Source organism: Undibacterium sp. TJN25, from assembly GCF_049339885.1.
GTDB lineage: Bacteria > Pseudomonadota > Gammaproteobacteria > Burkholderiales > Burkholderiaceae_D > Undibacterium.
In genome coordinates, this window is sequence record NZ_JBMPPM010000012.1 from 80,798 (window position 1) to 94,625 (window position 13,828).

At 56.4% G+C, this 13,828-nt stretch carries 9 protein-coding genes; 5 read left to right on the forward strand and 4 right to left on the reverse strand.

Translation table 11 applies throughout. From position 1 onward, the window contains the following. Positions 1-411 precede the first annotated feature (411 nt). The 5 genes from tssJ (at position 412) to ACO0LO_RS24605 (ending at position 6,694) form a co-directional block, all read left to right on the forward strand. Positions 412-999: a type VI secretion system lipoprotein TssJ gene (gene tssJ / locus ACO0LO_RS24585; protein ID WP_422968373.1), complete on the forward strand. Its 588-nt coding sequence runs from the start codon at positions 412-414 to the stop codon at positions 997-999. A gap of 59 nt (positions 1,000-1,058) precedes the next feature. Then, on the forward strand, positions 1,059-2,405 hold the full coding sequence (tssK, locus tag ACO0LO_RS24590) for a type VI secretion system baseplate subunit TssK (protein ID WP_422968375.1): 1,347 nt from the start codon (positions 1,059-1,061) through the stop codon (positions 2,403-2,405). Then, positions 2,402-3,175 carry a type IVB secretion system protein IcmH/DotU gene (icmH, locus tag ACO0LO_RS24595; RefSeq protein WP_422968377.1) on the forward strand — a complete coding sequence of 258 codons (774 nt, stop codon included), beginning with the start codon at positions 2,402-2,404 and terminating at the stop codon, positions 3,173-3,175. The genes tssK and icmH overlap by 4 nt, the downstream gene beginning before the upstream one ends. Before the next feature lie 44 nt (positions 3,176-3,219). Next, positions 3,220-5,835 carry a type VI secretion system Vgr family protein gene (locus ACO0LO_RS24600; protein ID WP_422968379.1) on the forward strand — a complete coding sequence of 872 codons (2,616 nt, stop codon included), beginning with the start codon at positions 3,220-3,222 and terminating at the stop codon, positions 5,833-5,835. A 289-nt stretch (positions 5,836-6,124) separates the two neighbouring features. Beyond that, a complete protein-coding gene (locus ACO0LO_RS24605; RefSeq protein ID WP_422968381.1) occupies positions 6,125-6,694 on the forward strand; it encodes a hypothetical protein in 570 nt (189 codons plus the stop codon). Positions 6,695-6,745: 51 nt separating this feature from the next. Here ACO0LO_RS24605 and ACO0LO_RS24610 read toward each other — a convergent pair whose 3' ends face one another. From ACO0LO_RS24610 to ACO0LO_RS24625, 4 genes are all read right to left on the reverse strand, one after another. After that, a complete protein-coding gene (locus ACO0LO_RS24610; protein WP_422968383.1) occupies positions 6,746-7,684 on the reverse strand; it encodes a T6SS immunity protein Tli4 family protein in 939 nt (312 codons plus the stop codon). Positions 7,685-7,776: 92 nt separating this feature from the next. Beyond that, positions 7,777-9,507 carry an esterase/lipase family protein gene (locus ACO0LO_RS24615; protein WP_422968385.1) on the reverse strand — a complete coding sequence of 577 codons (1,731 nt, stop codon included), beginning with the start codon at positions 9,505-9,507 and terminating at the stop codon, positions 7,777-7,779. Between the two features lie 31 nt (positions 9,508-9,538). After that, positions 9,539-12,730: a type VI secretion system Vgr family protein gene (locus ACO0LO_RS24620; RefSeq protein WP_422968387.1), complete on the reverse strand. Its 3,192-nt coding sequence runs from the start codon at positions 12,728-12,730 to the stop codon at positions 9,539-9,541. Between the two features lie 70 nt (positions 12,731-12,800). Then, on the reverse strand, positions 12,801-13,799 hold the full coding sequence (locus ACO0LO_RS24625) for a hypothetical protein (protein WP_422968389.1): 999 nt from the start codon (positions 13,797-13,799) through the stop codon (positions 12,801-12,803). Positions 13,800-13,828: the final 29 nt, after the last annotated feature.

Consider the following 13,828-nt stretch of genomic DNA (forward strand, 5'->3'; position numbering starts at 1 on the left):
ATATTAAAATCATTTAGATGAAAAAAAGTAATGCAAATTAATTAAGTTATTGAGTGGTGAATCTTATAAGCTGTTTAACATGCGAGCAATAGTAAGATAGCAAGATTTCGGCTAGTCAATTGCTACAAGTTGTAAGTATCATATTTTTATTTTGGAAATTTAAAAAAATCATGTCGTCTTTAGCTAATAACATCGTTCAAATTCATCATAAAAATGGTCATTTACGTAATTTAAAAAAATGCACACTTAGAAACAAATATTTTCAGTAACAATTTCACCATTAAAAAGCAGGCTTGAAATCCCATTGTCTATTTTATAATGCAGCATCAGTTGTTGAATTTGGTTATCTTTTTCGATGTTTCATTTATCAAGTATATTAACTAAATGATTAGCCAATCTTGCACGTGCCGGATGATGGGTGTAGCAGTGCTGGTGTTGTCGATTGCCGGCTGTGCAGCGGTGGGGACGGTGGCGACTGTTGCCAATGCGGCGCTGGAAGTAACCGGCATAAAAAAGCCGCCTATGCCTGAATTACCGGATGCCCAAAAGGCGCCGCGCACCATACTGATCAACCTGCAAGCATCGGAAAGCTTGAATACCGATGCAAACGGACGCTCGCTCGCGCTGGTAGCAAGAATTTACAAGTTGAGGCAGACGGCGAACTTTCAGCAGGCAAGCTATGACACCTTTTTAAATCCGCAAAAGGAAAAAGATGCGTTGGGAACAGATTTGCTGGAAGTGACGGAAGTCACTTTAGTACCCGGCCAAAAATACAGGGCCAGCGAAAAAGTCAGCCGTGAAGCGTATTTTGTCGGCGTGGTGGCATTGTTCCGCGCCCCTGCTCCACAGCGCTGGCGAGCTACGTTTGCAGCCGCCGATGCGGAAAAAACCGGTATTACCGTCGGCATGACAGCCTGCGCGCTGACGGTTGGCACCGGACAGGCAGTGAAGGCGGATACGGATGATCTTAAAACTCTTTCCTCAGTGCGGTGCCAGTGATGCCGCGACCGGGCAAGCGAGCCTGAAGACAAACCTTTATAGCGAGTGAGAATACAGCCGTGAATATCAACGCAAAAGTTTTATGGGGCGAAGGACTTTTTCTGCGCCCTCAGCATTTCCAGCAGCAGGACCATTATCATGAGCGCCGCCTGCATGATATCGCGCAGGCGCTGCAGCCCTATTCCTGGGGCATCCTCAACCTGCAATGCGACAAGGAGGCGTTGGCGAACAATACCCTGCGTCTGCTTGATCTGGCGCTGATTTTTCAGGACGGCGAAATTGTCAGGGCGCCGTCCGTCGATGATCTGCCCGAAGCAGTGGACCTGAGCGAATTGCCGCTGTCGCAGCAGTCAGTTACTTACTACGTGGCATTGCCGGCGTTGAAAAGTTTTGGCGGAAATTTTTCCCCTGCCGCAAATACCAGCAATTCCACCCGCTACACGCAGTCGAATCTCGATACGCCGGACTTGTTCACCCAGGCAGTCAACGCGGAACTGAGTTATCTCAAAAAGACGGTGCGTCTTGTCTCCGAGATGGAGCCGCGCGATTCTTTTGTTAATTTTCCTGTCATCCGCTTGCGGCGCGCATCCACCGGTGGTTTCGAACTCGACCCCAGCTTTGTCGCGCCTAGTTTGTCGATCCGTAGCGCCCCCATGCTTTTCCTGCAGTTGCGGCGGCTAATGGACGCATTGCAGGCCAAGGTCAATGCGCTGTACGGGCACCACCGCGAGCCGAGCAAGAACGTCATCGAATTCCGTAGTGGAGATATTTCTTCATTCTGGCTGCTGCACACTGCCAGCGCTGCGTTTGCTTCACTGAGCCACTACCTGCATCACCCTAACCTGCATCCGGAGCGCTTATATGAGCAGTTGTTGGGGCTGGCAGGTTCCTTGTTGACCTATTCCAAGACCAATTCCCTGACCGACTTGCCGCCCTATCAGCACCAGGATCCCGGTCCTTGTTTTGCCAAGCTTCATTCGATCATCCGTGAATTGCTGGATACCGTTATTTCGTCCAAGTATTTCTCGATAGCCCTTTCGGAAAATAAACCCTCATACCACCACGGCCTGCTCGATTCCGGCAAGATCAACGGCGAAACCAGCCTGTATATTGCGGTGGCAGCCGATATGCCGGCCGTTGAACTGGTGGACATTGTGCCGCTCAGGTTCAAGACCGGTGCGCCTGATGATGTGGAAAAATTTGTGCTTTCTGCGATGCCGGGCATCAAGCTGGTGCATTCGCCGCAAGTGCCTTCCGCAGTACCGGTCAGGCCGGATACGTTCTACTTCCTGATTGAAAACAAGGGGCCGTTGTACGAACGCATGATGCAGGCGCAGTCCATCTCCATTTACGTGCCCTCCGGTATTCGCGACCTTAAACTAGAACTGATGGCGGTAAGCTCATGACCAATACAGCTCCTTCTCTTTTTGGAAACAATCCTCCCCCATTCACGGCAGCAGATACCTCCTTTACGCCGCATTCGCTGCTGGACTTGATGTATGACGGTTTTTACGCACTCTTCATGTTGAAGAACCGCTGCCCGCCGGAAGACGGCACGCGCTTTTCCGACAATGTCGTTGCCTTTCTGGATGAGTTTGATCGGCGGGCCAAGAAGATGGGGACCTCGGCGGACGATGTTCACGCGGCCAAATACGCGTTTTGTGCCGCAGTCGATGAAATCATCCTGCGTTCTCAGTTTGTTATCCGCGATTCATGGGAGCGCCGCCCGCTGCAGCTGGCGATCTTCGGCGACCAGTTGGCCGGCGAAAACTTCTTCAGCCGCCTGGAAGAGCTGCGGGCGCGGGGTTCGGCTCATATCGAAGCACTGGAAGTCTTCCACATGTGCCTGCTGCTAGGCTTCGAGGGAAAATATATCATCGAAGGTTCGGAAAAGCTGAATTACCTGACGGCGCGGCTGGGAGATGAAATTGCGCTACTGAAGGGAAAGGGCGCTGGCTTCGCGCCGCACTGGGCGCGCCCGGATCAGATTATCAACAAGTTGCGCAATGAAGTGCCGCTATGGATTATCTGCTCGGTGTTCGCGCTGATCGGTATTTCCGGTTATGCAGGGCTGCACTGGATGCTGTCGCACTCGACTGAAAACAGTATCAATGCCTACAACGATGTGGTCAAGCTCGCACCGCGGGCAGCCAATATCACCATTACCTTGCCTTGACCTGATTTTCTTTTCGGTAAAGGCATATGTCAAAGGATAGACCGATGACCGATTTGTCGCAGTTATTGTCCGGCGCCATCGCAATTGCCAGTGGTAGCCTGCTCAGCCAGAATGCCCGCCTGATTTCTATGGAGACGGCCCAGGGTTCGGAATTGCCTGACTCTCTCTCGGTAGAAGCGTTTACCGGGCGCGAAGCTGTCAATGAGCTGTTTTCGTTCGATATCGATGCGCTGAGCCTGTCGGCCGGTGTTGACCTGAAACAGTTCATCGGCGAGGAGATTACGTTGCGCCTGCTGCAGGCGGACGGTTCACGCCGTGCCTGGCACGGATACTGTACCCAGGCTTCGTGGCTGGGGGCGGATGGCGGCATGGCCCGTTACCGGCTACGGCTGGAACCATTTCTGTCATTCCTGCGGCTGCGCCGCGATTCCTATATCTTCCAGGATAAGGATGCCCGCCAGATCGTTACCGACCTTTTGGCCGATTATCCGCAGGCGAATTTCCAGTGGGATGCCACACAGGCGCTCGCAGTTCGGCCCGTTTGCACCCAATACCGGGAAAGCGACCTGGATTTTTTTACGCGGCTACTTGCATCGGAAGGACTGAGCTGGCGTTTTGAGCATGCACAGGATGCAGTAGAAAGCGATGGGGCCTCAGATAATGATGCCCCGCATGCGAAGCACAAACTGGTCATTTTTGATGCGCAATCGGCGCTGCCGGGGATGCCGGGCGGCGACAGCCTGCGTTTCCACGGCGTGCGGGCATCGGACACCGGCGATGCAATCAACCGGTTTTCCGCACGGCGCCAGGTACAGTCGAACGCGGTCAGTCTGTCGAGCTGGGACCATCGCCAGGTCAGCGCCACTGCAGCGGAGCAAAGTTCCAGCCTGGACAATGGCGAACTGCCGGCTTTGAGTATCTACGACGGCGCATCTGAACAACAATACCTGAATGGCGAGTCTGCGGCCCGGCAAAGCGAATTGATGCTGCGCGCGATGGAACTCAACAACAAGCTGTTTGCCGGCGGCGGGGCTGTACGCCAGCTTGCTGCAGGTTACGCTTTTACCCTGACCCAGCATGATAGTTACGGGCCGGGCGAAGATGAGTTCACTGTGCTGTCGGTAGACCATGCCGCCACCAATAATTTGGATGCGGGCATGGCCAGCTTGCTGGAGTCCAATGGGCTGGAGCGAGGCACCTACCGCAATACATTTACCTGCCTGCGCAAAGCCGTACCCATCGTGCCCGCCTTGAGCGCGATGCGACGGACTCCCACCGCGTTGGGAGCGCAGATCGCATTGGTGGTCGGCCTGGAAGGTGCGCCTGTCACGACAGACCGGGATCACCGCATCAAGCTCCAGTTTCCCTGGCAGCGCGGTAGCGCACCGCACGCAGGCGGTATGACGGATACCGGCAGCCTGGCCGACACCACCGGCAATGCGCCGGGCAATGAAAAATCCGGCACCTGGGTGCGTGTGGCGGAAGCCTTGTCAGGCCCCAACTGGGGTAGCAGCTTCACTCCGCGCATCGGCACTGAAGTGCTGGTGGATTTCATTGAGGCGGACATTGACAGGCCGGTCGTTGTCGCCCAGCTGTATAACGGCGCCGACCTGCCGCCCTACTCCGCCGGCGCCGATTCTGCCGCCAATCATTCCGGTACCCTGTCCGGCATGCATAGCAACAATCTGGATGGAGATGGCCACAATCAGTGGGTAGTGGACGATACACAAGACCAGCTGCGCATACGCCTTGCAAGCAGCACAGCCGCTTCGCAGCTGAATATGGGGTATCTGATTGCGCAATCGCCGTTATCTGCCCAGCGTGGCAATTATCGTGGCAGCGGTTTTGAGTTGCGCACCGACGCGTGGAGCGTTATACGGGCAGGAGAAGGCTTGCTGCTGTCAACCACCATGCGCGCCGGGCGCGGAAGCAGCGTGGCATCCACCCAGATGGATGCGGCAGAAAGTGTCGCGCAGCTGAAAGGTGCAAAATCCCTCAGTGATTCGATGTCGCAGGCCGCAATGCAGCAACAGGCGCTCAACAGCAAAGACGCCGGCAAGGCGCAAACCGACTTTATTGCGGCGATAGACCCGCAACAAAAAGGAAAACACCAGGGCCAGGTTAACGGCCAGGATGCACTGAAGCAGGCGACGGACGGCAGAAACACGGATTCAGCCCAGCCTGTGGAAAAATTCGCCTCACCCATCGTGCATATAGAAAGTCCTACCGCCATCAACCTGGCCAGCCCGGCCACCACGGTGCTGTTCGCCGGCCAGCACTTGCACTGGACCACGCAGGGCGATACCCATTGGGCTGCGGCCTACACCGCATCCATGGTCTCCGGCAACGCCACCAGCCTGTTCACCGCGGCCGGCGGCATCCAGGCAACTGCAGGCAACGGGCCGCTGTCGCTGCAGGCGCATACAGACAAACTGGAAATCCTCGCAGACAAGCAGATTACCGTGATATCGGTCAACGACCATATAGAGATCAACGCCAACCAGAAAATCACGTTGCAGGCCGGGCAATCCTCCATCACGCTGGAAGGCGGCAATATTACTTTTGCCTGTCCCGGTGAGTTTACGGTGAAGGGAGCTCAGCATCCGTTTGGCGGCGGTGCAAGCAAGGCGGCGCAGCTGAAGACACTTCCCGTTTCCTAGGAAAACAATTGAATTTCAGTTGCACCGTAATGATCATGCTTCCCTGCTGTTGTGCTACTTGGCTGTGAAAGCTATCGATTTTATTCAAGGCAAGAAAACTGGTGCAGGTATCAATGTTTTTGTGGGCTATTTCTATTGCACCTATATGTTTCGCGAATAGAAATCGGCCAGCTGAAGCTGCACATTATTAGCAACACGGGAGAAAAAATTGATGTCGTGTTCAGTACGCCGATGGAAACCTGCCATTGTCCTGACGCTACTGCTTGCAGGCTCTGTTTCTGCTTGGTCGATGAATACCAAAGAATATTGCACGGCGGCGAATGACGACATTGCAGTGAAGCCTTCCCGCCTGGGTATATCGTCTACCGTCTGTGTAGACGGGCAGGCATTCACTTTGAATTACGCTTACCAGGCGCGCAGGCTTTCTATCGGCTTCGCTGCGGAGCGGATAATACTGGAAACCGTGCCAAAAGGCTTTGATCCTGAGATGGTAGGTGCCGAACCGCTTAACAGATTCTTGCCGATGGAACTGCAGCCCTATCTTTCGCAGCGTATACTGCTGTATGTTTCTGCACGCCGTTCAACGGGCGGCAATGGCGGAGGCTTCTGCGGCGCCGGGGCGGAAGTATATTTAAATAGCCTGGATATCGGCCATCAACGCGTAAAACTTGTTTCCAGGATTCTGGTTGCCAGCTGCCTGGAATCTATCGAGCTTGATAGCGGCGACAAGGCCCCGGTGTTTGGCGCCATGTCGGTAGTTGACGGGCGCCTAAAAATGAATTTTCTTGCGTACAAGGATAAGCCGGGATTGGCGAGCGCCTTTCTGTCCGAGAATTTTCGGCAGCTGGAATTTCGATAAGACCCTCGCGTCCAGACGATCACTGTTGTAGCGCCAATATTTGACAATGAATTATCGGATTCGCACCGTACGGATAATCGCATCCCATAGCGCAACCGCTTCCGTATCGCTCAGCGACGCCTTTTGTTCATCGCCGTTCGGAGCCTGCTGGCCCGTTTCCAGTTCGATTCCCAGCAGTGGATGATCTGTCGACGGCACCGGCCGTATGGTTTCAAGGCTGAACGCATGCTGCTTGTGCTTGTCGTCTCCTAGTTCAGTCCACGCCAGCCATTCTTGCGCCTTCATGCCGGCCACGGTAAGCTCTCCCTTGCGCAAGACGGTATGTGCGACATTGAAGCTTCCCAGCAACCCGGAACCAGACACCCGTTGCAGCAGGGTTTCCTTGTCGTTTCTGGCATAGGTATCGATGGAAATATTCAGGATGAGGTCGGGATGTTTTTTATGATGGAAAGTCAACTCCGAGGCTTCCTTGTCCAGCGCGCCCTTGACTAGCAGTGAGCCGAAACAGAAGCCCTGCCCATTTTGCTCATCGGGTTTTAACTGTTCCAGCCTGCGGGAGAACGCGAGCAACCTGTCTTCCGCCGTGGCAAAGCTGCCGTCGTAGGAAACGATATTGAGCACAGCGTGCACATCTCCCACAAGCACGTGCAGCTCGCTGCGGAATGAATCCTTGTCGGAATCTATGCTTTCGTAGGCACGTAACAGCGTACTGTGGTCACTGAGTTTGTTTTCATGGGCGAGCATGGGCCGTTTCAGGTACATGTGCTGCTGCGCGAGTATTTCTATTCGCCGCTTGGCGACCAGGCTGTTGAATGCGTCGACAGATACGCCTGTGCCCAATTGAGTCGCTTCTATTTTTTCTTCGGTCTTGATGTCGCTTTTCTCGGGGCGAAAGGTTTCATTGTTTCCAGCCAGCTCGAAATCAGCCGGCAAATCGATCAGGAGCCGGCCTATGCAATGGGTTTTCATGTCAGTGGATTGTGCAGTCATCGCGGGTCTTTCTTGTATGGGGCTTGCTTGGCCTGCGCTGTCGCAAGCAGACAGCGCCAATAAAAATAGGGAAACGGCAAACAGGCGTCCTGTCATGAGAGCTTTGCTTTTGACAGGATTTTTGTAATGGCATAGTGTGTAACGCGCTGTGCGGTGGGGTCTTTATAGGCGGGTTCATGTGAAAACCCGGTCAGGCTGAACTGTTGCCTCACACTGGCGCCGCCAGATTTTTTGGGCGATTTTCCTGAGCTGGAAGGAACGGTGCCGTCGCCGGTGCCGTCCTGCTTGGCGCAAACGATTTCCCAGAAACTGGTCTCAACCACCTGCGGGGCGGTGTAGCCGAATGGGTCCATTGATGGAAAATTGTAAACCTCGGTTTCGCCGCCGACATAAATGAGGTTGGTGCCGTCTTCGCGTACCTGTCCATGGGAGAAGTCTTTGACCGATTCGGGTTTGGGCGCTTTTCCCGATTCAGGTTGCAGGCCCTTTTTCATCGTCCACTGGATTTTTTCAAAGCTGGCCTGTTTTTTATCTCCTGCCCCGTAGAACACAAAGGTGTTCGGGTGATATTTTCCGGACAGGCTTTGATGGAAAGCTTTCGCCTTGCCGATGTTTTTTGAAAACTCCCCCCAGCTGATAGGTTCTCCATTGTCAGGGGAAAGCCACTCTTCCCTGACGAGGCCCCACCACTGGTCTTTGCGCAGATAAATTTCTGAATACGGATCACCGGCAGGCAGGGATTCTATGGTCTTTCCATCTGGACCCTTGATATCCAGCCATTTCGGGTTATAGTCCTGCGAAGGCAGCAATTGCAGGGCGCCGGGGGCTTGCGCAAACACGGCGGTCACTTCCTTGCCATCCGAGCCTATGACAAGGCTGGCGCCGAAATCCTCGTCCTTCATGCCTATCTTGCAGCGGCGGTAAGCGACGGCAGCGCCCACCGCCGGCATTACGCCATGCACGATGCCGGCAATTTTTCCCTCGGCGCCGGATAATTCCGAGCACGCGCGTGCGACTAGCCCGCCCATGGAATGGGTGACCAGGATAACCTGTTCGCAACGGAAATAGCCGCGGTTATTCTGCGCGATGACACTGGTGATTCTTTCTTTCAGCTGGTTGGCCGCATTCAGATTGGTGTCCAGCCAGTTGTAGCCGCATGCATATACGGGGAACCGGCACCTTGCGCGCAACAGCAGATCGTCCGATAGCACCGGCGCCGTCATTTCCTGTTCTTCAGAGTAAAACGGCAGTCCGCTCATCGTCATCGTGATGCCGGGATACAGCTTGGGCACCTGGCGTGGCGCGCCGGGCTGCGGTGTTGCGCTGACCGACGTGTAGAAGAAATCGTTCCATTCCGCCGGGTTGTAGCTGCGGTCGTTCATCGTCGTTTCCAGCCACAGCAGGAACTCGTGATAACTGGTTTGGCCGACTTCGCCCCAGCCCCGGGATTTGAATTCCGATTTGTCGTGGATGCTGCCGACAGGCGTCTTGGGAACAGCGCCGTTGGAGTCCACGCTGGTGCGCGAAGGATGCAGCAGCTTTTGCCTCTGGGCGGCATTTTTCTTCGCCCACATCCAGGCGAGTCCCACCGGCTGTCCCATGGTGGCGTCCAGCCTCCATACCTTGTTGCCCTTGGCGTCCTTCAGGTTCGAGCCCATGATGCCGGGTACGAAAATGATGGGAAGGATGTGCATCGGCGGAATCACCAGCTTGACGGTGTCGCCCAATGTGGTATTGCTCATCTGCCAGTTAAACGTCGGCGTTCCCTTGGTATCGGGCCTTGCCTGCTGGCTGCGGATTTTATCTTTTGGTACGTATGACATCGGCCACTTCCCTGCTGAATTTTCTGCTGAATTATGTGACTTTTCCAAGAACCTTGATCTGCATGTTTTCGGGGCTGAAGCCCTGCTGCAGAGGGATCATTCCCTGTCCGTCGGTAACGCCCTCTATCTTGCCGCCGCCATCCTTCATGATCACGTAGCGCATATTGGAGACAGGGTCGCCGCCAGCGTCCAGCAACTGGAATTTTTCATCAAATTTCATGGTGCCGCGAGGAAGCACGGGCATTTGCGTGCCTATCGTCGCGGGCCCGGTAAAGCTCTTCTTGCCGGCCTGTATCGTGATTTTTCCAGGGCATTGCACGGTAATGTTGCCGCCTTCAATGGTGATATTGGCGCCACCGGATGTGCTCAGGCTGATGCTTTTTGCCGCGGCCCAGTCGATGTGCTCGTGTGAGGACATGATGTCTACCTCATCCCTCGCCTGGATACTGATGGCGTCGGCCTGGGCCTGGATATCGATTGCGTCCTTGGCGGCGATCAGCTGCATGCCGGTCTGCCCTTCTCTTGCCTTTACGGCCCCGGCCAGCATGCCTATTGCCTGCCCCGTATGCAGCCGGAACTGGTTGCCGGTGACGAGCTGGGTATCCAGGCCACTCATGAATACGCCGGTCTCTCCATTGGAGTACTGCAGATTCTGGCCCGCGTTCATGCCCAGCCCGGCCCTGGCGCTGATGGCAATGATGGGATCGGTACTGTGCGGCAGCTTGCCGTCGGACGGCGCCGTGCTCCTGGCGCTGGCGTCGCTCTGTGCCTGTTGCGGATTTTCCTGGCTGAGCATGCCGCTGGCGGCAGTGTGCAGCGCCTTCAGCGGAGGCGCCTTGTTGTCTTCAGCGGCGATCACGCTGGCGCCGGGCTTGGTGCTGCCGATGTGGCTGGCATATTCCACTGTCTGGTGCGTCTTTGCGGCGTCGCTGAAGCTGTTGGCCAGCGTTGCCGCCTGTTTCAGCAGCGCCATGCCGGCCACATTGTCGCCGGCAGAGTCGCGTTGTGAGGCACTATGCTGCACGGCATAACTGGTGAGCAGCAGCCCTGCTCCGGCACGCAAGGCGCCGTAGGCATCGGTACGCAGTTCTGTGCCCTGGCCGCGGAAGCTGCCGCGGTAGTTGTCGGCGGTATGAATCAGGTGACCAAGGTTAAGCTCCGTCGCTGCCTGCGTGCTTTTCAGCTGGATGCGGCCTTGCTTGTCCGTGTCGTCAAAATTGATCTGGTTGTAGCCGCCGCCGCCGAATTCCTTGCTGCGCAGCCCCCATTGGGCGCTGCTATTGGCGTGCCCGGCGCTGCCGGCGGAGGCGCCATGCCACACCGGGCTGTTGCCGCCGGCCAGATTGCCCTGGGCGCTTGCCTGGTGATCCAGTGCGCCCTCAAATACATTGAGGTTTGCCTGGCTGTCCGACTTGCCGCCCGGTGTCGGCAAGGCGCCGCCTTCACCCTGGCCGTTATAGAGTGCGCCGACGATGATGGGGCGGTCTATGTCGCCTTCGACAAACTGCACCAGCACTTCCTGGCCGATGCGCGGCAGGAACTGGCTGCCCATGCCGCCGCCGGCGGAACGTTGCGCTACGCGCACCCAGCACGTGGCATTACGGTCGTCCTGCTGGCCTTGCCAGTGGAAACGTATGCGCACGCGCCCCAGGCGATCGCAATAAATCTCATCGGCGCCACGGGCTTCGGCGCTGCCGTCGGCACCAACCACGATGGCGCTCTGGCTGCCGCGCGCGGTAGGCGCGGCGTTTTGCAGCATGCCGTTACCTGCAGTGTCGCCCTCTTCCGCCAGCACCGGCCGCCATGGCACGTCTGAACGGATTGCCGTGAAATGGTTGGCGTAACCGAGGCTGGACGCTTGTGCGATGACCTGTCCCATTTGCTTGCCAACCTGCCCTTCTCCCGCTGCGTCGCTCAAGTCTTGTGCAAGGGATGTGCTTGCCTTTCCAGTGGCAGAAATACTGGCCAAGCAGCTTTGCAGTAATTGAGGCAGCGGGCCGAACAATTCTGCCAGGCCTTCCTGTGCCGGCCGTGGAAGATTGTTGATGCCGGCGCTGGCGACTTCCAGCACCATATATTCAGGGTCTTCCTGGCCGACGCTTTCCAGCGGCCCCTGGGTCAGCGTGAAGCGCGTGCCGGGGCGCAGGGTGCGTACCGTGGAACGTGCCAGCCAGGTTTTGTTGCGGGCTTCGTGGGCTTCCTGGTGCAGGCGGGCGTAACGTTGTGCTTCTCCCGCGTCGGCCCATGCATACAGTCCGGGCGCGTCGTAGCTTTCCAGCACGGGCGCATTCTTGCCGCCATACACGTGATGAGTAGGCACGCTGGCGCTGACTGCTTGCTTGCCTTTGTAATCCATACTGAGCACAGTGGTAATTGCAACGTTAAGAACGCGCCTTGCGCCCAGCGCCTGGATGGAATCCTGTTCTTCGCGTGAGCGCGCGCCGTGGAAGCGTATGCCTGAGCCGCCCAGCGCGTGCTTGCTGGTGGCGTCTTCCGGTGTCGCACCGGCCTGAGTGCTATCTGCAAACAGCACCAGCTGGTGGCTGCTGGGAGCATCTGCATTTTCTTCCACACGCCAGCTCAGCCCTTCTTCCGTCAGGATGCGGCGCACGAAATCGTAGTCGCTTTCGCGGTACTGCACCACGTAGCTGCGCGGTCTGGCGTCTGCCATGAAGGCTGTAACATCGTCGCTCCAGGTCCATGCAGCATGCGCGGCATAGCGGGAGAACACCGATTCAATAATTTCAACAACGCTCTTGTCTTGCCACACGCGGCTGGTATGGCTTTGGCTTAGCAGCCAGATCCAGGGTACGAGCCTGATGCGGTAGCGTGCAAGGCCGCCATCGCTGCCTAGCATCGCAGCCTGGTTTACCAGCCCGCTAAAGCTGGCGCGCGTACCGTCGCTAAGGCTGATTTGCAGGCTGGCCACCTGTCCCAGCAAGTGTTTCAGTTCAAGGTGCGCGCTGACGGACAGCAGCACGATGTCGCGCATTCCCGTGCCGTGCAATTCTTCTCGGGCAGAAAACCCCTCTACCAGCAAGCTGCCATCCAATATGCCGCTTTCTTCCGGCGGATTAGGCAGGCTGAGTGCATAGAGTCGGCTTTCACTGGCGAAGGCACCGGCCAGCGCGCTGACAATGGCATTACCCGCGTTGCTGATATTGCCCACGCTAAGACCGTTAAGTACATTCAGCGGGTTGGAGAGAGAAGAAAATTCTGGCATCGTGGCTACTATTTCATCAGGTTAGTATGGCGATATAAGCTGTTTGCCCGGATCTGAATCTGAAATTGATTCAGTTGTCTGCACTGGATACCTTTGGCTGGGTGCCGGAAGACGAACAGGCTGCATCGGTATCCCAATGGCCCGCGCATATCCTGGAGCGGCACAATCCGCCTTCTAGCGAGCCCAATCGCTTGCAGCGGAGCAGCAGGCTTTCGGTCGTATCGCCGGCTTTCCTTTCAACAATATCGCGGTTGCGTCCATCCGGTTTTGCCTTGGCGGAGCCCGCGGTGTTCTGAAGGGACGCAAATGGTTCGGCCTTGTCATGTGCGACGATTGCCGTCAGCAAGGCGACGTCGCTATCGTTTGCGGGATTACCCGGAAGCGGTCTTGCTTTTACCTTATCCGATGCCTTGGCATGCGCCACTGCCGCCACCGACTTTACCGGCGTCTTCTTTGCTTTTTCCCTTTCTGCGTGGGACGCCAGTGCGACAGCGGTTGCTTTGGATTTTTCTTTTACAGCGACCGGTTTTTTCTTCACGGCTGCCGCAGGTTTTGCGGCCATCGCCGGGCTTGCCGGAGCCTCGTCCGCTTTCTTTGCTTTCGCTTCCGCCGGATCGTCGACAATCAGTGCGGCCAGGCCGGACATCCTGCCCGTATCTTCATCCGCACTATGTGTTGAAGCCGGTGGCGCATCTGCACCGGCTACCGTGGCAACGATGACGGGCGACGTGCCTGATGCCGGCGCGGGTTCCGGGGTTGCCGCAGGTGTTTTAGGCGCCGGCGCCAGGACTGGCGCGGTAGCCATCGTGGTGCGGGGAGCGGCACCTTCGCCATTACCATAAAGCAAGGCGGTCGCGCCGGCGCCGACGACTACAATTGCCGCGAGTGCTATGCCCCAGGCCCGGTTGCTGCCGGGTTTGGCAATCTTCCCAGGGGTACTGGTTTTGCCGCCATTTTCGAGATCGGACAAAATATTTTTGCCCGGATTACTGGCGGTATTGGCATCGTCGGACGTCGATAAAAGACTCGGCTTGGATGGACCTCGCTTGGCTTCTTCGGGGCTTCCCAAAATAAAAACTCCTTGTGGCAGAGAGACGT

What these genes read in the sequence shown, in the direction of transcription:
- tssJ (WP_422968373.1), top strand. Translation starts at nt 412, where the DNA reads ATGATGGGTGTAGCAGTGCTGGTGTTGTCGATTGCCGGCTGTGCAGCG.
- icmH (WP_422968377.1), top strand. Translation starts at nt 2,402, where the DNA reads ATGACCAATACAGCTCCTTCTCTTTTTGGAAACAATCCTCCCCCATTC.
- ACO0LO_RS24600 (WP_422968379.1), top strand. Translation starts at nt 3,220, where the DNA reads ATGACCGATTTGTCGCAGTTATTGTCCGGCGCCATCGCAATTGCCAGT.
- ACO0LO_RS24605 (WP_422968381.1), top strand. Translation starts at nt 6,125, where the DNA reads ATGAATACCAAAGAATATTGCACGGCGGCGAATGACGACATTGCAGTG.
- ACO0LO_RS24610 (WP_422968383.1), bottom strand. Translation starts at nt 7,684, where the DNA reads ATGACTGCACAATCCACTGACATGAAAACCCATTGCATAGGCCGGCTC.
- ACO0LO_RS24615 (WP_422968385.1), bottom strand. Translation starts at nt 9,507, where the DNA reads ATGTCATACGTACCAAAAGATAAAATCCGCAGCCAGCAGGCAAGGCCC.
- ACO0LO_RS24620 (WP_422968387.1), bottom strand. Translation starts at nt 12,730, where the DNA reads ATGCCAGAATTTTCTTCTCTCTCCAACCCGCTGAATGTACTTAACGGT.